Origin of the sequence: Methylobacterium sp. 1030, assembly GCF_040544715.1 — a bacterium.
Lineage (GTDB): Bacteria > Pseudomonadota > Alphaproteobacteria > Rhizobiales > Beijerinckiaceae > Methylobacterium.
The window spans coordinates 297114-318332 of record NZ_JBEPKM010000001.1 but is presented as its reverse complement, the minus strand read 5'-3'; the positions used below and the strand labels follow the sequence as shown (position 1 = coordinate 318332).

The following is a 21219-nucleotide window of genomic DNA, read 5'->3' as shown; positions in this document are numbered from 1 at the left end:
GACGGCAGCGATGAGCCGGGACCGCCAGCTGCATCTCGGCGCCTTCATGCGCCCGGTCGGCATCCACACCGCGTGGTGGCGCTATCCAGGCAGCTATCCGGACGCGAACTTCAACTTCGAGCACCTGGCGCACTTCGCCCGGCGGCTGGAGGCCGCGAAGTTCGACGCGTTCTTCATGGCCGACCACCTCGCGGTGATGAACATGCCGGTGGCGGCGCTCCGCCGCTCGGCCACCGTGACGTCGTTCGACCCGCTGACCCTGCTGCCGGCGCTCGCCGTGCTCACCGATCGGATCGGCCTGATCGCCACCGCGTCGACCACCTACAACGAGCCCTACCACGTCGCCCGCAAGTTCGCCTCGCTCGACCACATCTCGAAGGGGCGGGCCGGCTGGAACCTCGTCACCTCCGGCAACCCGGACGAGGCCCTGAACTTCGGCCGCGACGCGCATCTGGAGCACGCCACCCGCTACGCCCGGGCGCGCGAGTTCTTCGACGTGGTGACCGGCCTGTGGGATTCCTTCGCGGACGACGCCTTCACGATGGATCCGGCGAGCGGCCTGTTCTTCGACCCGGCGAAGATGCGCGTCCTCGACCACCGCGGCGACTTCCTGAAGGTGAAGGGCCCGCTCAACGTCGCCCGGCCGGTGCAGGGCTGGCCGGTGATCGTCCAGGCCGGCGCCTCCGAGGCCGGCAAGCAGATCGCCGCCGAGACCGCCGAGATGGTGTTCGGCGCGGCCTCGACCGTGGAGGCGGCCCGGGCCTTCTACGCCGACGTGAAGGGCCGGATGCCGGCGGCGGGGCGCGACCCGGACCAGCTCAAGATCCTGCCCGGCTGCTTCATCGTCCTGGGCGAGACGGAGGACGAGGCGCAGGCCAAGAAGGCGCGCCTCGACGACCTCGTCCATCCCGACAGCGGCCTCGCCAACCTCTCGGTCCGCCTCGGCGTCGACGCGACCGGCTTCGCCCTCGACGCGCCGCTCCCGGAGCTCCCCGAGAGCAACGCCAGCAAGAGCGGGCAGGCCCAGATCGTCGACTACGCCCGCCGCACCGGCGCGACCGTGCGGGAACTCGCCCGCAAGGTCGGCGGCTACGGCGGCCTGCAGATGGTCGGCACGCCCGCGCAGGTGGCCGACCGGATGGAGGAGTGGCTGGAGACCCGCGCCTGCGACGGCTTCAACGTGATGTTCCCGTTCGTGCCCGAGGGTCTCGACGACGTGGTCGACCGGCTGGTGCCGGAGCTGCAGCGGCGCGGGCTGTTCCGCCGGGACTACGCCGGGACGACGCTGCGCGACCATCTCGGCCTCGCGCGGCCGGCCAACCGCTTCTTCCCGCCCGACGCCCCGCCCGACGCCCCGCCCGACGCCCCGGCTCGGCCAGGGGGCTGATCGACCCGCCGCGCGGGCCGGCGCGGTCCCGCGCCGTCGGGGTGCGTGGCGGATCATGCGAACGGCGCGAACCTCCGGTCGTGTCGCGCGGTTATTCTCGGATCGTCGCGCGCCGATGGGAGGGGATCGTGCCCGAGGCTGTTCCGCCCCTGTCCGGGTGCCGCGTCCTCGTCGTCGAGGACGAGTATCTCATCGCCAGCGAGGTCAAGCGCTGGTTGCACAGCGCCGGGGCCGAGGTGATCGGCCCGGTCCCACGCGCGGATCTCGCCCTGGACCTGATCGCCGAGCAGACGCCCGACGCCGCGGTGCTCGACGTGAATCTGGGCGACGGGAACAGCGTCTATCCGGTCGCCGAGCGTCTCGGCGTCCTCGGCGTGCCGTACCTGTTCGCCACCGGCGACGTGCGGGTCACCGGCGCCCCGGCCGAGGCGAGCCGGCCCATCCTGGAGAAGCCCTTCGTGGCGGCGGAGCTGGTCCGGGCCGTGACCCGACTCGTCGCGGCCGCCTGAGGCCGCCGCGCCGCCTCAGAGAGGGCCCGGCCCGGGATGCGGGCCCATGCGCCGGCGGTCGTGCTCGATGGCGAAGACGTGGGCGTAGAGGTTCGCGACCCAGCCCCGCCCCTCGACCGTGAGGTCGAGGAACCGGATCGCGTCCCCGATCACGGGCTCGATCTTGCCCCAGAAGAACGACGGGTAGCGCTCCGCGAGGTCGGCCGGGCTGTCGTAGCCGAGTTCCGCGTTGACGCCGATCTCGGCGAATTCGTGGAACAGGGCGTTCAATTTGCGCGGGTAGAGCGGGTCGCCGAGCTGACCGATCAGGTCGGCCGCCCGCAGCAGGCCGGCCTCGGTCCCGGTCTCGCGATGGGAATCGTCCTCGGGGACCGGGAAGCGGGTCAGCTCAATCGCCCGGATGACCCGGGACGCGTCGACGAGATCGTGCGTGCCGAAGCGCTCCTGCACGGCCAGCTTCGAGCGCTCCACGTGGTAGGGTGCCAGCGCCGCGTCAGAGGCGCCCCGGGGCAGGCTGACGGTCGTGCCCTGCGCGTCGATGACGAAGGCCTGCAGCCGGTCTCCGGCGCAGACGCCGCGCACGTAGCCGATGTCGTGGTAGAGGGCGGCCAGGATCATGTGCAGCCAGTCCTCGGGCGTGATGCCCTGCTGCAGGAAGCGGCCGCGGAGGATGTCCTGGGCGACCAGGGTGACGAGGGCCGTGTGGTCGCCGTCATGGTAGAGGGCGTCGCTCCCGACGATCCGCTCGATCGTCAGGCGCGCCGCGGCCTCGATGATCTCGGCGTAGCGCGGCTCCCGGCTGCCGAAGGTCCGCTGGTAGGTCAGGGCCAGGTGCTCGCCGAGGGCGTCGGCGAGCATCTTGGTCGCGTCGAACATGGGATCCTCGCCGTCAGCTGCGTCGGGCGGCGCCGCGCCCGGCCGGGTCGATGGAGATCACGCGGATCGCCCCCCGCGATCGACGAGCCGCTCCTCGAGATAGGCCGCCGCGTCCGCGTAGAGTTCGTAGCGGCGCAGCAGCACCGCCCGCTTCTCGGCCTTCGTCGCCGCGTCGAGCTTGGCGCGGGCCCTGTCGGCGCGGGCGCGCAGCTTCCCGGCGAGCTTCTCGAAGGCGGCATCGATGCGCGCGCCGACCTTCTCGCCCTCGGCGCGCGCCGGATCGGGGTCGTCCCGCCGGCGCTTCGGCCCGGCCCTCTTCGCTTCTCCAGCCATGACGCATCTCCGGTCGCCCCGATCGGTGGCGGAACCGTATGACGGAACGATCACGGGCGCGACATGGGATCGGCCGCCGCGGGCGCGGCGCTTTCTCAGGCGTGTCACGGAACGCTGCTCTAGGTCGGCCCCGCGACGCGCAGGAGAACCGGCGATGCGGCCCGACGACAGCTCTGCCCCGGATGCCACCTTGAATGCCAACGCGGATGCCACCCTGGAGGCGATCCGGCGTGACCTCGCCGACAGCTACGACGAGGAGCTGGAACTCGGGCTCGAGGAGGATCGCCTCGACCGGCTCGCGGCCGAGCTCGGCGGCGCGCCGCCCGATCATCTCGACCGCAAGGTCTATTTCCGCGCGCTGCTCCGGCTGCAGCACGAGCTGGTCCGGCTCCAGGACTGGGTGCAGGACCGGAAACTGCGCGTGGTCGTGCTGTTCGAGGGCCGCGACTCGGCCGGCAAGGGCGGCGTGATCAAGCGGATCACCCAGCGCCTCAATCCCCGCGTCTGCCGCGTCGCCGCCTTGCCCGCCCCGAGCGAGCGCGAGCGGACGCAATGGTATTTCCAGCGCTACGTCTCCCATCTGCCCGCCGGCGGCGAGATCGTGCTGTTCGACCGCTCCTGGTACAACCGCGCCGGCGTCGAGCGGGTCATGGGCTTCTGCACCGAGGCGGAGGTCGAGGAGTTCTTCCGGTCGGTCCCCGAATTCGAGCGCATGCTGGTGCGCTCCGGCATCGTCCTGGTAAAATACTGGTTCTCGATCACCGATGCCGAGCAGGAATTCCGCTTCCGGATGCGGATCCGCGATCCGCTCAAGCAGTGGAAGCTGTCGCCCATGGACGTCGAGTCGCGGCGCCGCTGGGAGGACTACACCCGGGCCAAGGAGGACATGCTGGCGCGGACCCATATCCCCGAGGCGCCCTGGTGGGTGGTCGAGGCGGTCGACAAGCGACGGGCCCGCCTGAACTGTATCAGCCACCTGCTCGACCAGATCCCCTACGGCAGCGTGGAGCACCCGGCGGTCCACTTGCCCGAGCGCCTGCGGCACGCGGACTACGTGCGCGGCCCGGTCCCCGCCGCGATGCTCGTTCCGGCCGCGTTCTGATCGCGGCGCGGAGACGGCGCGGGAGTCGTGATCCTGTCGCGGTGGCGCGGCTATAGCGCCGCCATGGCGAAGCGCCCCATGACTCTCGACCTGTTCACGACCCTGGATATCGTCGATGACGACGTCTCGGCCGTCGTCGACGCCTATCTGGCCGATCCCACGCCCGGTTCGGTGGCGTTCGGGGACGGCTTCCGCATCGATCCCGCGGCCGCGGTGGCCTCGCATCCCTTCGCCCGGACGCTGATCGATCAGCCCTGGGCCGATGCCGGGCTGCGCCGGGCCGCCATCCGCGCCGCCATCCTGCTGGCGGAGCCGGAGCGGGTCTGACCGGATCGGCCGCCTGTCGCGCGATATTCGTGGGGCTGGCATGCCGCTTCCATCGCGCTGGCATACCGCTGTCATGCGGCCGTCATGGGCGGGATGGCAGGTCGCCGCCACGGCGAACCTCCCGACCCTATGCCGCCACTCCGCCCGCCCGGTCCTGCCGTGGCGGGCTTTTGTATGCCCGCGGCTCGGCCATCGCGACGACGCGCGTCGGATCCTACGCCTAAAACGGTAGGTGTGCCGGCCTCCGACCACACGACGCCCGGTTGTAATCTGAGGCGGAGACGGCGCGGATGAACGGCGCGCCTTCACGGTGAACGATCGGTTTACCCAAACCGCACAATTGCGCCGACCGCCCCGATCCGGGCGCGATCGGCGGGCGTTCTACGGGCAGGTCCACCGGAGACGTGCTGACATGCTGATCCTCAACCCGATGACCGGCCAGATGGTCGAGGTGCGCGTGCCCCGGCCGAAGCCGAAGGCCGCCTGAGCGCGCCAGCTCTCCGTCCGCTTCCCCGCACGCCCGCGGCCCAGGCGGCGTGCCCCTCCAGCCCCGCACGACCAATGCTGCCGACCGATCTCGACCGACCCGCCGAACTGACCCTCTGGCCGGGCTACGCGCCGGCCCGGGTGGCCGTGTCGCACAGTTTCCCGACGCTGCGGGCCGCCCTCGCCGCCGCGGTCGCGGCGATCGACGCCGAGGATGCCAATCCCTGGATCATCACCGAGGGCGGCGACATCCTCGCTCCGGGATGGATCCGCGCGAACACCGCGGGCGCCGTCCTGCAGTAGCCGGACGTCAGCCGGCGAGCTGGTCCGCGCCGCGGTTGCGCCACCGGTACTCGCTCGGCGAGATCCCGTAGCTGTCCTTGAAGCGGCGGCTGAAATGGCTCTGGGTGCAGAAGCCGCAGCTGTAGGCCAGCTCTCCGACGGCCAGATGGGCGAAGCCGGGATCGGCGAGACGCTGCGCGGCGGTCTCCAGCCGCCGCCGCCAGATCCAGTCGGCGATGTTGCGGTCCTGCTCGCGGAACAGGGCCTGGAGGTGGCGCAGCGACACGCCGACGGCCGCCGCGAGCCGGGCGGGGTCGAGGTTCAGGTCGCCGAGATGGGCCTCGATGTGGGCCAGCGCGCGCTGGAAGATCAGGACGCCCTGGATGTTCTTGGGGGTCTCGTGCGCGAGGCGTTCCGCGATGCTCGCGACGATGAGATCGACGCCGACCGACGCCATGCGGTTCGACATGTCCGGCGTCAGGCGCTCCGCGTTGCGGACCAGTTCCTGGAAAAAGGTCGTGACCATCGACGTGCCGACTTGATCCGCGCCGATCGTGAGGCACGTGAACCGGCGCGTCGAGCCGAGGGCGCGCTCCAGGGCCGCGCGCGGCAGCTCGACGAACAGCGTCTGCGTGTCGACGTCGGAGGCCATCGTCGCCGGCCGACGGTCCATCACGACGATGTCGCCGGGATTCTGGATCGCGGTGCGGTCGTCCTGCGCGCTGAACACGCGGCCCTTGAGCGTGATGGCGACGTTCAGGGTCTCGTACTTGCCGTGCCGGCGGATCGTGTCCGGGGTCGCGACGGTGGTGACGGCGCTCTGCGTCACGCGCGTGATCAGCAGCGGCCCGACCTCCGCGGCCTCCAGCGTGCCGGTGAAAGCGTGCGCCACGGCAGGCGTAAGTTCGACCGGCACGATCCGCTCGAAGATCGTCTCACGCCAGAGGCGGAAACTGTCTTTCGGCTTGAAATCCGCCGTAGAGAACAAAGTCCTCATAGAAAATTCTTGTATTCATGCTTCGCCGCGCGCGCTCGGGAAAACGGTAGCACGCTTTCAGGCAAGCGCAACGGCGCCGACCAACCTAAGAGGGTTCTCGACCTTGTCAGGAGCCCATAACGTGTCCGATTCGTCCCTCGTCAGCCCCCAATCCAATATCGTGCTGACGGCAGGGCTCGTCGCTGCCTATGTATCGAACAATCGGGTTCCGACCGCCGACCTTCCGACCCTCATCGCGCAGTGTCACGACGCGATCACCGCGCTGGCCGCCAACGGGGCGGCGTCGATCGAGGCGGCGGGGGACACGGACGCGCTGCGCGACCGGCCTACCGCCGCGCAGATCCGCAGCTCGATCCGGCCCGACGGCATCGTGAGCTTCATCGACGGGCGCCGGTACAAGACGCTCAAGCGCCATCTCACGGCCCACGGCCTGCACCCGCAGAGCTACCGCGAGCGCTACGGTCTGCCGGCCGATTATCCGATGGTCGCGCAGGAATATGCCGAGCGCCGGTCCGCGCTGGCGCGCTCCATCGGCCTCGGCGTGCCGGGCGAGCGCGCCGCCTGAGCCGACCCGCCTCGGCAGGCCGCGGCTGATTCGTGGCTGGCGCTCCGGGCCTCAGGCGGCCGCGTGCCGTCCGTCGGGCAGCAGATCCCGGCTCGCCTGCTCGATCCGTTTGAGCCAGTCCTCGGCCGCCGCCGCCCGCAGGGTCGCGGCCTCGGCCCGCGCCTGGGCCTCCCGGACGCGCCGGTCGGCTTCCGCCTCGCGTTCGAGGACCTGCCGCGCCGCCTGCGCCCGCGCTTCCTCCAGGAGCGCCCGCAGGGTCCGGATCTCCTGCTGGGCGGCCTCCAGATCCGCGGCCAGCGTCTCGCAGGCGGTCGATTGCTGGTGCAGGCGCTGATCCTGCGCCTGCTTCGCAACGGTCGCGGCCGACAGGGTGTCGAGGATCTGGCTCCAGTCCGCCACCGGCCGCGACGGCGTCTCCGGATCGGGTTCGGGGGACGCTTCGGAACGCGCCGCCGGGCTCGGTGCGTCGGCCACGAGGGGGCCGTCGGCGATCCCCGGAGCCGGCTCCGTCGGTTCTCCGCGCTCGCGCGCGATGCGGGCGTCGAGCTGGGCCCAGAACGTCGCGTTCATCGCCGTGGCGGTTCCGCAGGGCCCGCGCCGGTCACGAAGCCGCCCGCGTCGCGGAAGCCCGAGCGCTGCCCGCCTGGCCGGTCACCTGTCCGCCCGGCTGCATCACGAATTCCGCGTCGATCGTCTCGGCGATGCGCTGGAGCATCTGCTCCGCTGCCGCGGCCCGCTCCTCGGCGGCCGCGGCCCGGTCCTCGGCGGCCTGGATCAGCTTGATCGCCTGCGCGTGGACCTCGTGGGTCTCCCGCTCGGCCGCCAGCACCTGGGCGCGGGCCGCGTCCATGTCGGCGCGCACCTGCCGCAGCAGGTCCTGGACGTGCGTCTCCTGCTCCTGTGCCCGGTCCTCGACGTTCCGGATGTAGCGCGCCGCGCCCTGCACCCGCTCCAGCAGGTCGGGCCACCGCTCGACCGGCGACGGGTTCTGGTTGCGCCCCTGCGCCGAGACGCGCTCGTCCGCGGCGAGCAGGACGAGGTTGCCGGTGCGGATCCGGGTCGTCGGCTCGCGGGCGTCGCGCGCGACGGCATCGATCTGGTCCAGCGCCTCGGCCTTGGGGTGCTTCGTCTGTTCCATCACGCGTCCTGCCGACAGGGTGCAGCGCAAGCCTTCGGTGAGGCATCGGCGTCCGCCTCACACCGACGGAAAATGGTTAACAACTCCTTAATGTTCGCGCTAGGGTTGCGCTGCCGCGGCGATACCCGCGCGACGTCGCGCGGGACCGCCGGATCGCGGGCCGTCTCACGGGTAGCGGACGGGCTGCGGGTCCTCCGGCAGCGGGATGAACTCGGCGTCGTTCGGCACGGTGTCGAACCGGCCCTGGCGCCAATCCTCCTTGGCCTGCGCGATCCGCTCGGGCCGGGACGAGACGAAATTCCACCACAGGTGGCGCGGGCCGTCCATTGGCTCGCCGCCCAGCACCATGAACCGGGCCGATTCCGTGGCGCGCACGCTGATGCGGTCGCCGGGGCGGAACACCAGCAGCTGGCCGGGGCCGAAGCCGTCGCCGGCGATCTCGATGGCGCCCGCGACCGTGTAGATCGCCCGCTCGTCGTAGGTCGGATCGAGGGGCAGGACGGCGCCGGCCTCGAGGGCCACGTCGGCGTAGACCATCGGGCTCGAGGTCCGGACCGGCGAGCGCGCGCCGAAGGCCTCGCCGGCGATCAGCCGGACGGTCTTGCCCTCGCCGGTGAGGACAGGTAGCGCGGCGGCGTCGTAGTGCTCGAAGGCGGGGGCGTTCTCCTCGTCCCGGTCCGTCAGCGCGACCCAGCTCTGGATGCCGAACAGGCGGGAGCCGGTCTGACGCAGCGTCGGGGCGGTGCGTTCCGAGTGCGTGATGCCGCGGCCGGCGGTCATCCAGTTCAGCTCGCCCGGCCGGATCGGCAGCTCCGTGCCGAGGCTGTCGCGGTGCATGATCTCGCCGTCGAACAGGTAGGTGACGGTGGAGAGGCCGATATGCGGGTGCGGCCGCACGTCCATGCCCTGCCCGAGGAGGAATTCCGAGGGGCCCATCTGGTCGAAGAAGATGAAGGGGCCGACCATCCGGCACTCGGTGGAGGGCAGCGCCCGGCGCACCGCGAAGGAGCCGAGATCGCGCGAGCGGGGCACGATCAGGGTCTGGATCGCGTCGCAGCTGAAATGGTCGCCCGGGATCGGGTCATCGGCACTGTGCCAGCTCATCGCCTTGCTCCTCCGCGCGGGGATCGGCCCCCCATCCGCAGGCATCCTGGACCGGGAGCGTCCGGGTTGGAACAGAAACGATCGAAACGCATCGTTTCTGAAAAATCGCTCGATCGTCCCGGCCGGGGCGACGGCCTACCAGCGCGTCGGCTTGGGGTTGCGCTCGTCGAAGCCGCGCTGGTGCCAGTACGGGTAGATCGGGGTCTCCTGGCTCGCCGCGTCGAGCCGGGCGACCTGCTCGGCCGTCAGGGTCCAGCCGAGGGCGCCGAGGTTCTGCTTCAACTGCTCCTCGTTGCGGGCGCCGACCACGATGTTGCAGACGGTCGGCCGGGTCAGCAGCCAGTTGAGCGCCACCTGCGCCACCGTCTTGCCGGTCTCGGCCGCCACGGCGTCGAGGGCGTCGACCACGCCGAACAGGTAGTCGTCGGAGACCGGCGGCCCGCCCTCGGCGCCGCCGGCGGCGATGCGGCCGCTCTGGTTGGCCTGTCCGCGGCGGATCTTGCCGGTGAGACGGCCCCAGCCCAGCGGGCTCCAGACCATCAGGCCGACGCCCTGGTCGAGGCCGAGCGGCATCAGCTCCCACTCGTAGTGGCGGCCGATCAGCGCGAAGTAGCCCTGGTAGGCGACGTAGCGGGCGAGCCCGTGGCGCTCGGAGGTCGCGAGCGCCTTCATCAGCTGCCAGCCCGAGAAGTTGGAGGCGCCGATATAGCCGATCTTGCCCGCGCGGGTGAGGTCGTCGAGCGCCCGCAGCGTCTCGTCCACGGGGGTGAGGGCGTCGAAGCCGTGCATGAAGTAGACGTCGATATGGTCGGTGCCGAGCCGCTTCAGACTGGCCTCGCAGGCGCGGACCAGGTGGTAGCGCGAGGAGCCGACCTGGTTCAGCTCGTCGTTGAACCGGAAGGTCGCCTTGGTGGAGATCAGCGCCCGGTCGCGCTTGCCCTTCAGGGCCTGGCCCAGGATCTCCTCCGAGGCGCCGCCCGAGTAGATGTCGGCCGTGTCGAAGAAGTTGACGCCGGAGTCGAGGCAGAGATCGACCATGCGGGTCGCCTCGGCGACGTCCGTCTGCCCCCAGCGCTGGAAGAATTCGTTCGTGCCGCCGAAGGTGCCGGTGCCGAAGCTGAGCACCGGCACGGTGAGGCCGGAGCGTCCGAACTGCCTGTAGTCCATCGGGTCCTCGTCGCGATCGCGGCCGCCGCGCGGCGGCGCGCCTGCCGGATCAACGCGCCGCGCCGCCCGGTTTTCCCGGCCGGCGCGCGTCGTCAGCGCCGCGACTCGACGACCGGCGCCCCGTCGCAGCGCTGGCCGGCGGCCGCGCCCGTGCGCCGGCCGGGCGGCAGTGCGTCCGGCGACCCGGCTGTCTCGGCCAGGATCGCGACGTTCGCCGTCATCCCGGCCGCCAGCACGATCGGGCAGGGCACGTCGTCGAGGTCGATCCGGATCGGCACCCGCTGCGCCAGCCGGACCCAGGTGAAGATCGGGTTGACCGTCGGCAGCCCCTGGACGCCCGGGGCGGCGTCGGCGACGCTGATCCCGCGGCCGAGGCCGGTGACGCGCCCCCGGATCGGACGGTCCGGCCACGCCATCAGCGACACGCGCGCGGCGTCGCCCGCGCCGATGCGCGGGAGCTGCGTCTCCTCGAAATAGCCCTCGATCCAGAAGCTGTCGCCGTTGACCAGCGTCAGCGCCGGCTGTCCCGTGGCGGCGAACCCGCCCTCCTGCAGCAGCAGGTTGGTGACCCAGCCGTTCACGGTCGCCCGCAGGGTCGTGCGCTCCAGGTTGAGCCGCGCCTGCGCGAGCGCACCCTCCGCCTGGACCACGTCGGCCTGGGCGGCCTGCGCCTGGCCGCTGGTCGTCTGCTTCTGCTGCGGCGTGGTGGCGAGGTCGTCGAGGTCGGCGGTGCGCTGCGCGATCCCCGCGAGGTACCCGGCCCGCGCCCGGGCACTGGCGAGGGCGCCCTCGGCCTGGGTCACGGCGTTCCTGAACGTGCCGGGATCGATCGTGAACAGCACGTCGCCCTTGCGGACGAACTGGTTGTCGCGGACCCGGACCGCCACCACCGTGCCGGAGACCTCGGGCGCCACCTGCACGGTGTAGACGCGCACGCGCCCGTCCCGGGTCCAGGGCGTGTAGGCGTAGTAGAGGAAGGCGAGGTAGGCGAGGCCCACGGCCGCCGCCAGCGCCAGCAGGGTGGCGGCGACGTTGTAGGCGGGCGGCGGCTGCCAGTCGCGCAGCGACGGTCGCGGTTTCAGGGCCATCTCACGGGCCCTGGACGCGCAGGGACAGGATCAGCAGCGCCGTCACGGCGGTCAGGAGGCTGAAGTCGAACAGGGCGCGGTTCCAGACAAGGTGGTTGATGCCGATCCAGTCCAAGATCCAGCGCAGGGCCCAGGTGATCACCAGGGCGGCGAGCAGGCAGATCACCGCGGGCTCGACGAAGAGCCCCAGCACGTCGACCGCCCGCAATCCGACCACGCCGATCACGCCCGCCCTCCCGGATCGAGGTTCGGCCAGCCCGCGCGGTCGAGATCCGACACGAGGGCGGCCAGCGCCCCGATGCGCTCCGCCTGGAGGGGCAGGGTCGCCCGGTCGGCGAGCGCGCGCAAGGGATCCGGCACCGTCTCCGGCCCCGCCGGACGGGACGCGGCGAGCCGCGCCCAGACCGCCCGGCCGACGCGGCGGCCCTCCCGGTCGTCCGTCTCCCGCAGGGCGAGCAGCAGGAGCCCGATGACGAGCAGGCGCTCGCCGCTCCGGGCCGCCGCGTCGTCCGCGCCGATGAGGGCGAGTCGGCCGAAGCCCCGGGCGAGGTAGCGGTCGAGCGGCGGCAGCAGGAGCGCCGGGTCGAGGGCCGCGCCGCGCACCGACCGGACCAGCCGGCGTCGGGCCCGCAGGCGCAGGGTCGCGGCGCTCACCGGCGGCGGCAGGGCGGCGAACGCGATCGCCGCCACCGCCATGCCGAGCAGCTCGGCCAGCACGGTGTTGAGCGAGTCGGCGAGGTCGTAGGTCATCGGGTTCTTGGGATCGAGCACGCCGAAGACGAAGAACCCGAAGCCGATCCCGTAGATCGCGCGCTTGTCGGCGCGGCCGACCACCGCCAGCATCGCCACCGGCAGCAGCACCGCGGCCAGCAGCGCGAAGCTCCCGGTGGTCGTCAGCAGGGTGTAGCGGACTGTGAGCCCGACCACGCCGGCGAGCAGCGCGCCAACCAGGAAGGCGCGGGATTCCGCACGCGGGTCGGCATGGGCGGCGAGCAGGACGCAGACGAGGCTCGCCCAGGTCGCGGCGCCGGCCCCGTGCGACCAGCCGGTGACGTACCAGAAGCCGTTGACGAGCAGGACGGCGGCGGCGGTGCGCAGGGCGTTGTCGAAGGCGTGCCAGCCGTCCCAGTCCAGGTCGTTCCACAGGAGCAGGTGCGGGCGGAACGGGACGCGCCGCCGGCCCACGCGCCCGCCGGCCCGCAGGAGCCGCGCCGAGACCCGGACGCGCCCGACCTGCCGGACGGCGATCGCCCCGCCGGCCCCGATCAGGTCGGTCGAGCGCGATCCCGGCCGGTCCGGCAGCAGCGCCCGCAGCAGGCCCGCGGCGAGCACCCGCCGCAGCCGGGGGGCGGCGTTGCGGATGCCGCGGCCGCCGGAGCGCAGGGAGGGCTGCTCGGTGAACGTGTCGGTGACCTCCTCGCCCAGGGTCATGACCGCGGCGATCGGCATCGGGCCGGGCCGCTCGCCCCGCCGCAGGGCGGCCATCCAGGCGTCGCAGGCCTCCGCGGCCGCCTCGAGCCGCCCCGCCAGGGCGCGGCTGACGGCGGGGACGCCCGGCGCCACGAACACGTTCGACGCGTAGGCGCAGCCGATCCCGAGCAGGATCGTCGAGCAGCGGTCGACGCCGATCTGGAACACGGCCTCCGGGTTCTGCACGTCGGCCAGCGCGATGATCGGCACGGTGAAGCCCATCGAGGCGAAGCCGTAGGCGCGCTGGCCGCTCTCGACGCTGGAGGCCGCGGTGAGCAGGCCCATCCACAGGGCCAGCGCGAGGTCGAAGGCCAGGGTCGCCTGGGCGAAATTGGCCACCAGCACCATCGCGACGGTGACGCCCACCAGCGTGCTGCCGGCGCGCCACAGGCTCTTGCGCAGGGAGGCCGCGCGGGTGGCGAGCGTCACCGAGATGACCGTCCAGCCGGCCCAGTGCGGCAGCGCCAGCTCGAGCCACATGGCGAGCCAGATCGCCGCGATGGCGGTGAGCGCGATGCGCACGGCCTCGGCCGCCTCGCGCGGCCACCACGCCGCGAGGCGCTGCAGGAGGCCCGGCGCGTCGTCGGAAAGGGCCACCTCACCGGCCATCGCGCGGCCTCGCCGGCCGGGGCGGGTCCGGGAATCCGGCTGCAGGCTCAGTCATAGTGCTCGGCGATGTCGACCTTCCCCTTGAACACCCGGTAGACCACCAGGGTGTAGATCAGGGTGATCGGCAGGACCACGATGCCTGCGCCCCAGAACATGAAGGACAGGCTCGCCTCCGGCGCCGCCGCCTCGGTCACCGTCACGCTGAACGGCACCATGTAGGGCAGGAACGAGGCGGCGAGCGTCGCGAAGGCGGCGGCGAAGATCAGCGCCACCAGCGGGAAGGGCAGGGCATCGATCCGGCGCCGCGCCGCGTAGAGGAGCCCGGCGCAGGCCACGGCCCCCACGAGCGGCAGGACCAGCATCTCGGGCCGCTCGACCCAGCGGTGCAGCACCCGCAGGTTCATCGCCAGCGCGTACGCGAAGGCCGCGCCGAGGAAGACCAGGACGCCCAGCAGGAGCCGCGGCAGCAGCCGGAAGCCGAGGTCGCGCACGTCGGACTCGGTCTTGCCGCACAGCCACGCGGCGCCGAGCAGCGCGTAGCCGAGGCACAGGCCGAGCCCGCAGAGCAGCGAGAACGGCGTGAGCCACGTGAACGCCCCGCCGGCGTAGAGCCCGCCCTGCACCGGCAGCTCCTGCACGAGCGCCCCGACCGTCACGCCCTGCACGAAGGCCGCGCAGTAGGAGCCGCCGACGAAGCCCGCGTCCCAGACCCGCCGCAGCCGCCGGGACTTGTAGCGGAACTCGAAGGCGACGCCGCGCAGGATCAGGGCCGCGAGCATCAGGAGGAGCGGCAGGTAGAAGGCCGAGAGCAGCAGCGCGTAGACCGTCGGGAAGGCGCCGAACAGGATCGTGGCGGCGAGCACCAGCCAGGTCTCGTTGCCGTCCCAGACCGGGGCGATCGCCTGCATCATGTGCCGGCGCGCCGTCTCGTCCGGGGCGATCCCGAACAGCATGCCGACGCCGAGGTCGAACCCGTCGAGCAGCACGTAGAGCATCAGGGTGAGGGCGAGGGCGGCGGCCCAGAATTCGATCACGGCCGCTCACTCCGCCGGATTGCTGCTGGGGGTGCCGGGACTGTCGCCCGGCACGGCGAGCGGCCGCTTGGGGTTGGCGGCGCTCCCCGCACGGGCCGGGGTCGGCAGGATGCCGGCCTTGAGCATGCGGTAGATGTAGACGGTGCCGGCCGCGAAGATCAGCGCGTAGACCGCGCCGAACACGGCGAGCGAGGTCGCAACCTGCGGCGCGGCCAGGAACGGCGTCGCCGCGTCGGCGGTGCGCAGCTGGCCGTAGACCGTCCAGGGCTGGCGCCCGACCTCGGCGGTGAACCAGCCGGTCAGGGTTGCGACGAAGCCGAGCGGGAACGACAGGAAGATCGCCCATTGCAGCCAGCGCGCCCGCTCTAGCCGCCCGGTGGCGTAGAAGGCCATCCCGCCCCAGGCCAGCGCCAGCATCAGCAGCCCGCAGCCGACCATGATGCGGAAGGCGAAGAACGGGATCAGCACCGGCGGCCGGTCGGCCTTGGGGATGTCCTTGATGCCGATCACCTTGCCGGTGAGGGTGCCGTCGTCGATCAGGCTGCCGATCGGGGCGGGCAGCGCGATGACGAAGTGGTTCTTCTCCTGCGCCTCGTCGGGCCACGCGAACAGGATCTCGCCGGCCGGCGCCTGGCTCTCCCAGTGACCCTCGATCGCGGCGATCTTCGAGGGCTGGTGCTTGACGACGTAGTCGCCGGTGAGGTGGCCGAAGAACAGCTGCAGCGGCACCAGGATCGCGGCGAGGCCGAGCCCCATCCGGATCATGGCGCGGGCCTCGATCCGGTCGCTGCCGCGCAGCATGTACCACGCCCCCGTCGCGGCCACGCAGAAGCTGGTGGTGACGTAGGCGGCCAGGACCATGTGGGGGAAGCGGACCCAGACGACCCCGTTGAAGATGATCGCCCACCAGTCCGTCGGTACGAACACGCCGTCCGGGCGCTGGGCGAAGCCGGTCGGGTACTGCATCCACGAGTTGTTCACGAGGATCCAGAAGGACGACAGGCTGGTGCCGAGGCAGACCATCAGGCAGGCGAACAGGTAGAACCAGCGCGGCACCCGCCTGCGGCCGAACATCAGCACCCCGAAGAACGAGGCCTCGAGCGCGAAGGCCGTGAAGCTCTCGTAGCCGAGGAGCGGCCCCTGGATCGGGCCGGTGCGGCGGGCGAGCTCGCTCCAGTTGGTGCCGAACTGGAACGCCATGACGATGCCGGAGACGACGCCGAGCCCGAAGGCGACGGCGAAGATCTTGAGCCAGAAGGCGAACAGGCGGTCGTAGACCGGCTCGCGCGCGATCATCGCCCGCGCCTGCAGGAAGGCGAGCCAGGCCGCCAGCCCGACCGTGAAGGCCGGGAAGATGATGTGGAACGACACCGTGAAGGCGAACTGGATGCGCGAGAGCATCAGGGCGGAGATGTCCATCGTTCCTCTCTCCGGCCGAAGCTCGCCGGTCCGCCGCCGCGGGCCGGGCGCGTCGCACCCTCAGATGTCCGCCGGCGGGGCGCGGGGAACCGCGCCTCGCGAACCTGTCAGACGTTGTCGATCCTCAGGACCGGCGCCGTCTCGGCCCGGGTGCGGCGGCAGGCCTCGGCGTCCCGCTTGAGGTCGATGCCGTAGGTCGGGATCACCGCCTTGAGGCGGGGCAGCCAGGCATCCGGCGTGAGCCGGTCGGCGAAGCACTTCTCCAGGACCTCGACCGCGATGAAGGCCGCCGTCGAGGCGCCGGGCGAGGCGCCGAGCAGCGCGCAGATCGAGTTGTCGGCCGCGGCCACCAGCTCCGTGCCGAATTCGAGGTAGCCTTCCTCCAGCGGGTTCGCCTTGCCGGTCGGCTTGATCGTCTGCACCCGCTGGCCGGCCACCGCCGAGGTCCAGTCCTGCTTCAGCGCCTTGGGGAAGAAGTCCTTGAGGGTCGCGAACTGGTGGTCGGAGCTCTGGAGCACCTGGCCCACGAGGTACTCGGTGAGCGCGACGTTGTCCTTGGCGACGTCCAGCAGCGGCACGATGTTGTGCGGTGTCAGCGCGGTGAACAGGTCGGTGAGCGACCCGTGCTTCAGGAAGCGCGACGAGAAGCCCGCGTAGGGCCCGAACAGCAGCGAGCGCTTGCCGCCGATGATGCGGGTGTCGAGGTGGGGGACCGACATCGGCGGCGAGCCGGAGGCGGCCTTGCCGTAGACCTTGGCGTGGTGGCGTGCGCTGACCGCGTCGACGTCGCAGCGCAGCCAGATCCCCGAGACCGGGAAGCCGCCGTAGCCGCGCCCCTCCGGGATCTTCGAGGCCTGCAGCAGCGGCAGCGAGCCGCCGCCCGCGCCGATGAACACGAACTTGGCCGTCACGGTCTGGCGCGTGCCGTCGTAGGTGTCCTCGACGGTCACGGCCCAGCGGCCGTCGTCGACCCGGTCGAGGGCGACGACCTTGCGGTTGTAGTGGACGGCGAAGCCGGGCTGTGCCGCGAGCTGCTTGACCAGCAGGTGCGTCAGGGCGCCGTAATCGACGTCCGTCCCGGTGACGATCCGGGTGGCGGCGATCGGCTCGCCGGGATCGCGGCCCTCGATGATCAGCGGCGCCCAGCCGGCGATGACCTGCGGGTCCTCGCTGTACTCCATGCCGTGGTAGCAGTGGTGCGCCGACATCGCGGCGTAGCGCGCCTTGAGGAAGGCGACGTTCTCGGCCCCCCAGACGAAGCTCATGTGCGGGCAGGGATGGATGAAGGCGCGGGGGTCCGGGATCGCGCCCTTCCTCACCAGATGCGCCCAGAGCTGGCGCGAGATGTCGAACTCGGTGTTCACCTCCAGGGCCTTGGCGATGTCGACGCTGCCGTCGGGGCGCTGGGGCGTGTAGTTCAGCTCGCAATTGGCCGCGTGGCCGGTGCCGGCGTTGTTCCAGCCCTCCGAGCTCTCCTGCGCGCAGTCGTGCAGCGTCTCGAACATCGCGATCCTGAGCGACGGCTCCAGCTCCTTCAGGACCGTGCCGAAGGTCGCGCTCATGATCCCGGCGCCGATCAGCACCACGTCGGGAGCGTCGTCGAAGCTGATCTCGGCCATCGGGCCCCTCCTCAGGCGGTCTTGTTCGGGACGAAGGGGAGCCGGGCCTCGGCGCCGGGGGCGAGGATCACGTAGGCCCGGCACCAGGGCTCGTCGTCGACGAGGCGCCAGGAATGGCCGGAGCCGGCCGTGTCCTCGGCGATGAGGATGTCGCCGGGGCGGATCGTGAAGTGCGCGCCGGCCCTCGTCTGGAAGTCGAGGGTGCCGCGCAGGGTGATGACGAACTGCCGGGTCGGCGCCGCGTGCCACGCGTAGGTCCCGCCGGCCTGGGTCTCGCGGAAGGAGATCGAGACCACGTCGGTCGTGCCGCTGAGGATGTCGCCGCGCTCGCCGTGGGGCAGGTCGATGACGCCTTCCTCGAAGTAGGAATTGTCGTCGTCACCGGTCCAGATGCGTACGCAGCGGATCATCGGGCAGAGCTCCGGCTTCGGAAGGGCGCCTCAGCGCCAGAGGTTGGTCTTGGCGAGGTCGATGATCTCGGTGCCGCGCCCGTCGATGACCGCCCGGGCGAGCCACATCCCGAAGCCCGTCACCTGCTCGAGGCCGACCTTCGGCGGCATCGACAGCTCCTGGCGGGCCGAGACGACGTCGAGCAGCGCCGGGCCGTCATGGGCGAGCATCGCGGCCATCGCGTCCGGCAGCGCGGCCGGGTCCTCCACGCGCCGGGCGAAGATGCCGGCCCCGCTCGCCATGGCGGCGAAGTCCGGGTTCACCAGCTCGACGCCGGTCTCGAGGAAGCCCGCCGCCTTCATCTCCATCTCGACGAAGCCCAGCGTGCCGTTGTTCAGCACCACGATCTTCACCGGCAGCTTGTGCTGGTTGAGGGTCAGCAGGTCGCCCATCAGCATGGCGAAGCCGCCGTCGCCGGAGAACGAGATGATCTGCCGCCCGGGATAGGCCGCCTGCGCGCCGATCGCCTGCGGCAGGGCGTTGGCCATCGAGCCGTGGTTCAGCGAGCCGATCAGCCGGCGCTTGCCGTTCATGGCGAGGTAGCGCGCCGCCCAGATCGTCGGCGTGCCGACGTCGAAGGTGAAGACCGCGTCCTCGGAGGCCGCCTCGCTGAGCGTCCGGGCGACGTATTGCGGGTGGATCTTGCCGCCGGGCTTGCCGACCGCCAGCGCGTCGAGCCCGGCGCGGGCCTTGCGGTAATGGGCGAGGCTGTCGTCGAGATGCGCCCGGTCGGTCTTGGCCTGCAGCTTCGGGAGCAGCGCCGCGATCGTCTCCCCGACGTCGCCGATCAGGCCGAGATCGATCCGGCAGTGGCGCCCGAGGCTCCCGGCCCGCAGGTCGACTTGCGCGACCTTGGCGTCGTCCGGGTAGAACTGGCGGTAGGGGAAGCCGGTGCCGAGCAGCAGCAGGGTGTCGCAGTCGAGCATCGCCCGGTAGCCCGACGAGAAACCGATCAGGCCGGTCATGCCGACGTCGTAGGGATTGTCCCACTCGACGTGCTCCTTGCCGCCGAGCGCGTGGACGACCGGCGCCTTCAGCGCCTCGGCGAGTTGCAGCAGCTCCGCGTGGGCGCCGGCGCAGCCGCGGCCGCAGAACAGGGTCACGCGCCCGGCCGCGTTGAGCATCCCGGCGAGCGCGTCGAGGTCGGCCTCGCGCGGGCGCACCACGGGCGGGGGCGGCACCAGGGCGGCCGAGAGCTCGGGCGCGTTCCCCGGCATGGCCATGAGGCCGACATCGCCGGGGATCACCACGACGGCGACCCCGCGCTCGGCGATGGCGACGCGCATCGCGGTCTCGATCACGCCGGGCAGCTGGGCCGGCGAGGAGACCAGCTCGCAGTAGTGGCTGCATTCCTGGAACAGGTTCTGCGGGTGCGTCTCCTGGAAGTAGCCCCGGCCGATCTCCGCCGAGGGGATCTGGGCCGCGATGGCCAGCACGGGCACGCGGGAGCGGTGCGCGTCGAACAGGCCGTTGATCAGGTGCAGGTTGCCCGGCCCGCAGGATCCGGCGCAGACCGCGAGCTCGCCGGTCAGGTGCGCCTCGGCGCCGGCTGCGAAGGCGGCGCTCTCCTCGTGGCGCGTGTGGATCCAGGCGATCGAGCCGTCCTGGCGCAGGGCCTCGGTCAGGCCGTTGAGGCTGTCACCGACCACGCCGTAGATGCGCTTCACGCCGGCCTGCGCCAGCGCCCGGACGAACAGATCGGCGACCTTCGTGCTCATGGTGTCTCGCTCAGCTGAGGGGGCGGACGGACGGTCCCGGCGCGCTTCAGGCGCCGGCCAGCCCGTGGCCGATCATGGTTCTGGGATCGCACACCGCGTCGAAGCGCTCGGCCGGGACGCCCTCGGCCAGGGCGGCCGCGCGCAGCGTCGTCCCCTCGTCGTTGGCGCGGTGGGCGATCTTCGAGGCGAGGTCGTAGCCGATCACCGGCGACAGGGCCGTGACCAGCATCAGCGACTGGTTCACGGTCTCGTCGATCCGCGTCCGGTTGAGTTCGGTGCCCTCGACCGAGTAGGTCCGGAACTTCTCGCAGGCGTCGCCCAGCACGCGGATCGAATGCAGCGTGTTGTTGATGATGATCGGGCGCATCGCGTTGAGCTCGAAGTTGCCCTGCGAGCCCGCGAAGGCGACCGCGTTGTCCTCGCCGATCACCTGGATGCAGACCATCACCAGGGCCTCGCACTGGGTCGGGTTGACCTTGCCGGGCATGATCGAGGAGCCCGGCTCGTTGGCGGGCAGCAGCAGCTCGCCGAGGCCGCAGCGGGGCCCCGAGGCGAGCCAGCGCATGTCGTTGGCGATCTTCATCAGCGCGACCGCGAGCCCGCGCACCGCCGCCATGGCGGCGACCATGGCGTCCAGCGACCCCTGCGCGGCGAACTTGTTGGGCGCCGTGACGAACGGCTTGCCGGTGAGATCGGCGATCCTGGCGGCGATCTCCGCGCTGAACCCCTCCGGAGCGTTGAGGCCGGTGCCGACCGCGGTGCCGCCGGCCGCCAGCTTGTACAGCCCGGCGCGCGACGCCTCGACGAGGGCCAGCGCGTCGCGCATCTGCGCCACGTAGCCCGACCATTCCTGGCCGACGGTGAGCGGCGTCGCGTCCTGCAGGTGCGTCCGGCCGGTCTTGACCACGTCCATCCAGGCCCGCGCCTTGGCGTCGATCGCGTCGGCCAGCGCCCGCGCCTTGGGGAGCAGGACCTCGTCGAGTTCGAGCACCGTGGCGACGTGCATCGCGGTCGGGAAGGTGTCGTTCGACGACTGGCCCATGTTGACGTGGTCGTTCGGGTGGACCGGGCTCTTGGAGCCGAGCACACCGCCGAGGAGCTGGATCGCGCGGTTCGACAGCACCTCGTTGACGTTCATGTTGGACTGGGTGCCGGAGCCGGTCTGCCAGACGTAGAGCGGATAGTGCGCGTCGAGCTTGCCGGCGATCGTCTCGTCGGCGGCCTGGACGATGGCCTGCGCGCGCCAGTCCTCCAGGCGGCCGGCGGCGGCGTTGACCAGGGCGGCGGCCTTCTTGACGTAGCCGTAGGCGTGGTAGACCCGCTTGGGCATGCGATCGTCGCCGATCGAGAAGTGCTGGAGCGAGCGCTGCGTCTGCGCGCCCCAGTAGCGGTCCGCCGGCACGTCGATCCCGCCCATCGAGTCCGTCTCGTGCCGCATCCCGGTGGCGGCGATGCCGATCGGAACGTCGCGCAGGATGGGGTGGCCCGGGGCAGACTCGTTCATCGTCATCCTTCTCGGTGTCGGACCGTCTGGCACAG

General features: G+C 71.7%; 22 protein-coding genes. 6 read left to right on the top strand and 16 right to left on the bottom strand.

Features of this window, described 5'->3' with window-relative positions:
- The first annotated feature begins 10 nt into the window (after positions 1-10).
- Positions 11-1387, top strand: coding sequence for an LLM class flavin-dependent oxidoreductase (locus tag ABIC30_RS01580; RefSeq protein WP_020091040.1), 1377 nt, complete (start codon positions 11-13; stop codon positions 1385-1387).
- A 128-nt stretch (positions 1388-1515) separates the two neighbouring features.
- The gene (locus ABIC30_RS01575) at positions 1516-1896 is read left to right on the top strand and encodes a response regulator (RefSeq protein ID WP_020091039.1); all 381 of its coding nucleotides are present in this window, start codon (positions 1516-1518) and stop codon (positions 1894-1896) included.
- A 15-nt stretch (positions 1897-1911) separates the two neighbouring features.
- On the opposite strand, the gene ABIC30_RS01570 is transcribed toward ABIC30_RS01575, so the two are convergent.
- Both ABIC30_RS01570 and ABIC30_RS01565 read right to left on the bottom strand, forming a co-directional pair.
- Positions 1912-2772: a hypothetical protein gene (locus ABIC30_RS01570; RefSeq protein WP_020091038.1), complete on the bottom strand. Its 861-nt coding sequence runs from the start codon at positions 2770-2772 to the stop codon at positions 1912-1914.
- A gap of 57 nt (positions 2773-2829) precedes the next feature.
- Complete coding sequence (locus ABIC30_RS01565; protein WP_020091037.1) at positions 2830-3105, bottom strand: hypothetical protein; 276 nt, start codon at positions 3103-3105, stop codon at positions 2830-2832.
- Positions 3106-3259: 154 nt separating this feature from the next.
- Here ABIC30_RS01565 and ppk2 point away from each other — a divergent pair, with 154 nt between their 5' ends.
- The 3 genes from ppk2 (at position 3260) to ABIC30_RS01550 (ending at position 5323) form a co-directional block, all read left to right on the top strand.
- A complete protein-coding gene (gene ppk2, locus ABIC30_RS01560; protein WP_020091036.1) occupies positions 3260-4207 on the top strand; it encodes a polyphosphate kinase 2 in 948 nt (315 codons plus the stop codon).
- Between the two features lie 78 nt (positions 4208-4285).
- A complete protein-coding gene (locus ABIC30_RS01555; RefSeq protein ID WP_128083267.1) occupies positions 4286-4534 on the top strand; it encodes a hypothetical protein in 249 nt (82 codons plus the stop codon).
- 561 nt (positions 4535-5095) lie between these two features.
- On the top strand, positions 5096-5323 hold the full coding sequence (locus tag ABIC30_RS01550; protein WP_020091033.1) for a hypothetical protein: 228 nt from the start codon (positions 5096-5098) through the stop codon (positions 5321-5323).
- A 7-nt stretch (positions 5324-5330) separates the two neighbouring features.
- Here ABIC30_RS01550 and ABIC30_RS01545 read toward each other — a convergent pair whose 3' ends face one another.
- A complete protein-coding gene (locus tag ABIC30_RS01545; RefSeq protein WP_026604602.1) occupies positions 5331-6299 on the bottom strand; it encodes a helix-turn-helix domain-containing protein in 969 nt (322 codons plus the stop codon).
- A 121-nt stretch (positions 6300-6420) separates the two neighbouring features.
- On the opposite strand from ABIC30_RS01545, the gene ABIC30_RS01540 reads away from it, so the two are divergent.
- Complete coding sequence (locus ABIC30_RS01540) at positions 6421-6864, top strand: Ros/MucR family transcriptional regulator (protein WP_020091031.1); 444 nt, start codon at positions 6421-6423, stop codon at positions 6862-6864.
- Between the two features lie 51 nt (positions 6865-6915).
- Here ABIC30_RS01540 and ABIC30_RS01535 read toward each other — a convergent pair whose 3' ends face one another.
- The 13 genes from ABIC30_RS01535 to fumC form a co-directional block, all read right to left on the bottom strand.
- On the bottom strand, positions 6916-7434 hold the full coding sequence (locus tag ABIC30_RS01535) for a hypothetical protein (protein ID WP_020091030.1): 519 nt from the start codon (positions 7432-7434) through the stop codon (positions 6916-6918).
- Between the two features lie 31 nt (positions 7435-7465).
- A complete protein-coding gene (locus tag ABIC30_RS01530) occupies positions 7466-8002 on the bottom strand; it encodes a hypothetical protein (protein ID WP_020091029.1) in 537 nt (178 codons plus the stop codon).
- Between the two features lie 165 nt (positions 8003-8167).
- Positions 8168-9106: a pirin family protein gene (locus tag ABIC30_RS01525; protein WP_020091028.1), complete on the bottom strand. Its 939-nt coding sequence runs from the start codon at positions 9104-9106 to the stop codon at positions 8168-8170.
- 135 nt (positions 9107-9241) lie between these two features.
- On the bottom strand, positions 9242-10273 hold the full coding sequence (locus tag ABIC30_RS01520; protein WP_354453712.1) for an aldo/keto reductase: 1032 nt from the start codon (positions 10271-10273) through the stop codon (positions 9242-9244).
- Between the two features lie 92 nt (positions 10274-10365).
- On the bottom strand, positions 10366-11361 hold the full coding sequence (locus tag ABIC30_RS01515; protein WP_020091026.1) for an HlyD family secretion protein: 996 nt from the start codon (positions 11359-11361) through the stop codon (positions 10366-10368).
- Position 11362: 1 nt separating this feature from the next.
- A complete protein-coding gene (locus ABIC30_RS01510; protein WP_020091025.1) occupies positions 11363-11587 on the bottom strand; it encodes a DUF1656 domain-containing protein in 225 nt (74 codons plus the stop codon).
- The gene (locus ABIC30_RS01505) at positions 11584-13440 is read right to left on the bottom strand and encodes an FUSC family protein (RefSeq protein WP_020091024.1); all 1857 of its coding nucleotides are present in this window, start codon (positions 13438-13440) and stop codon (positions 11584-11586) included. Before ABIC30_RS01505 ends, ABIC30_RS01510 begins: the two co-directional genes overlap by 4 nt.
- A gap of 47 nt (positions 13441-13487) precedes the next feature.
- Complete coding sequence (cydB, locus tag ABIC30_RS01500) at positions 13488-14474, bottom strand: cytochrome d ubiquinol oxidase subunit II (protein ID WP_020091023.1); 987 nt, start codon at positions 14472-14474, stop codon at positions 13488-13490.
- Between the two features lie 6 nt (positions 14475-14480).
- Positions 14481-15893, bottom strand: coding sequence for a cytochrome ubiquinol oxidase subunit I (locus tag ABIC30_RS01495; protein WP_020091022.1), 1413 nt, complete (start codon positions 15891-15893; stop codon positions 14481-14483).
- A 107-nt stretch (positions 15894-16000) separates the two neighbouring features.
- A complete protein-coding gene (mqo, locus tag ABIC30_RS01490) occupies positions 16001-17512 on the bottom strand; it encodes a malate dehydrogenase (quinone) (protein WP_331327625.1) in 1512 nt (503 codons plus the stop codon).
- Positions 17513-17523: 11 nt separating this feature from the next.
- Positions 17524-17922: a cupin domain-containing protein gene (locus tag ABIC30_RS01485; protein WP_020091020.1), complete on the bottom strand. Its 399-nt coding sequence runs from the start codon at positions 17920-17922 to the stop codon at positions 17524-17526.
- A 30-nt stretch (positions 17923-17952) separates the two neighbouring features.
- A complete protein-coding gene (poxB, locus tag ABIC30_RS01480; protein ID WP_091676006.1) occupies positions 17953-19680 on the bottom strand; it encodes a ubiquinone-dependent pyruvate dehydrogenase in 1728 nt (575 codons plus the stop codon).
- A gap of 46 nt (positions 19681-19726) precedes the next feature.
- On the bottom strand, positions 19727-21184 hold the full coding sequence (gene fumC, locus ABIC30_RS01475; RefSeq protein WP_026604601.1) for a class II fumarate hydratase: 1458 nt from the start codon (positions 21182-21184) through the stop codon (positions 19727-19729).
- Positions 21185-21219 lie beyond the last annotated feature (35 nt).

What these genes read in the sequence shown, in the direction of transcription:
- ABIC30_RS01515 (WP_020091026.1), bottom strand. Translation starts at nt 11,361, where the DNA reads ATGGCCCTGAAACCGCGACCGTCGCTGCGCGACTGGCAGCCGCCGCCC.
- mqo (WP_331327625.1), bottom strand. Translation starts at nt 17,512, where the DNA reads ATGGCCGAGATCAGCTTCGACGACGCTCCCGACGTGGTGCTGATCGGC.
- ABIC30_RS01485 (WP_020091020.1), bottom strand. Translation starts at nt 17,922, where the DNA reads ATGATCCGCTGCGTACGCATCTGGACCGGTGACGACGACAATTCCTAC.
- ppk2 (WP_020091036.1), top strand. Translation starts at nt 3,260, where the DNA reads ATGCGGCCCGACGACAGCTCTGCCCCGGATGCCACCTTGAATGCCAAC.
- ABIC30_RS01570 (WP_020091038.1), bottom strand. Translation starts at nt 2,772, where the DNA reads ATGTTCGACGCGACCAAGATGCTCGCCGACGCCCTCGGCGAGCACCTG.
- ABIC30_RS01505 (WP_020091024.1), bottom strand. Translation starts at nt 13,440, where the DNA reads ATGGCCGGTGAGGTGGCCCTTTCCGACGACGCGCCGGGCCTCCTGCAG.
- ABIC30_RS01530 (WP_020091029.1), bottom strand. Translation starts at nt 8,002, where the DNA reads ATGGAACAGACGAAGCACCCCAAGGCCGAGGCGCTGGACCAGATCGAT.
- ABIC30_RS01525 (WP_020091028.1), bottom strand. Translation starts at nt 9,106, where the DNA reads ATGAGCTGGCACAGTGCCGATGACCCGATCCCGGGCGACCATTTCAGC.
- ABIC30_RS01545 (WP_026604602.1), bottom strand. Translation starts at nt 6,299, where the DNA reads ATGAGGACTTTGTTCTCTACGGCGGATTTCAAGCCGAAAGACAGTTTC.
- ABIC30_RS01535 (WP_020091030.1), bottom strand. Translation starts at nt 7,434, where the DNA reads ATGAACGCGACGTTCTGGGCCCAGCTCGACGCCCGCATCGCGCGCGAG.
- ABIC30_RS01520 (WP_354453712.1), bottom strand. Translation starts at nt 10,273, where the DNA reads ATGGACTACAGGCAGTTCGGACGCTCCGGCCTCACCGTGCCGGTGCTC.
- ABIC30_RS01580 (WP_020091040.1), top strand. Translation starts at nt 11, where the DNA reads ATGAGCCGGGACCGCCAGCTGCATCTCGGCGCCTTCATGCGCCCGGTC.
- ABIC30_RS01565 (WP_020091037.1), bottom strand. Translation starts at nt 3,105, where the DNA reads ATGGCTGGAGAAGCGAAGAGGGCCGGGCCGAAGCGCCGGCGGGACGAC.
- ABIC30_RS01495 (WP_020091022.1), bottom strand. Translation starts at nt 15,893, where the DNA reads ATGGACATCTCCGCCCTGATGCTCTCGCGCATCCAGTTCGCCTTCACG.
- poxB (WP_091676006.1), bottom strand. Translation starts at nt 19,680, where the DNA reads ATGAGCACGAAGGTCGCCGATCTGTTCGTCCGGGCGCTGGCGCAGGCC.
- ABIC30_RS01550 (WP_020091033.1), top strand. Translation starts at nt 5,096, where the DNA reads ATGCTGCCGACCGATCTCGACCGACCCGCCGAACTGACCCTCTGGCCG.
- ABIC30_RS01555 (WP_128083267.1), top strand. Translation starts at nt 4,286, where the DNA reads ATGACTCTCGACCTGTTCACGACCCTGGATATCGTCGATGACGACGTC.
- fumC (WP_026604601.1), bottom strand. Translation starts at nt 21,184, where the DNA reads ATGAACGAGTCTGCCCCGGGCCACCCCATCCTGCGCGACGTTCCGATC.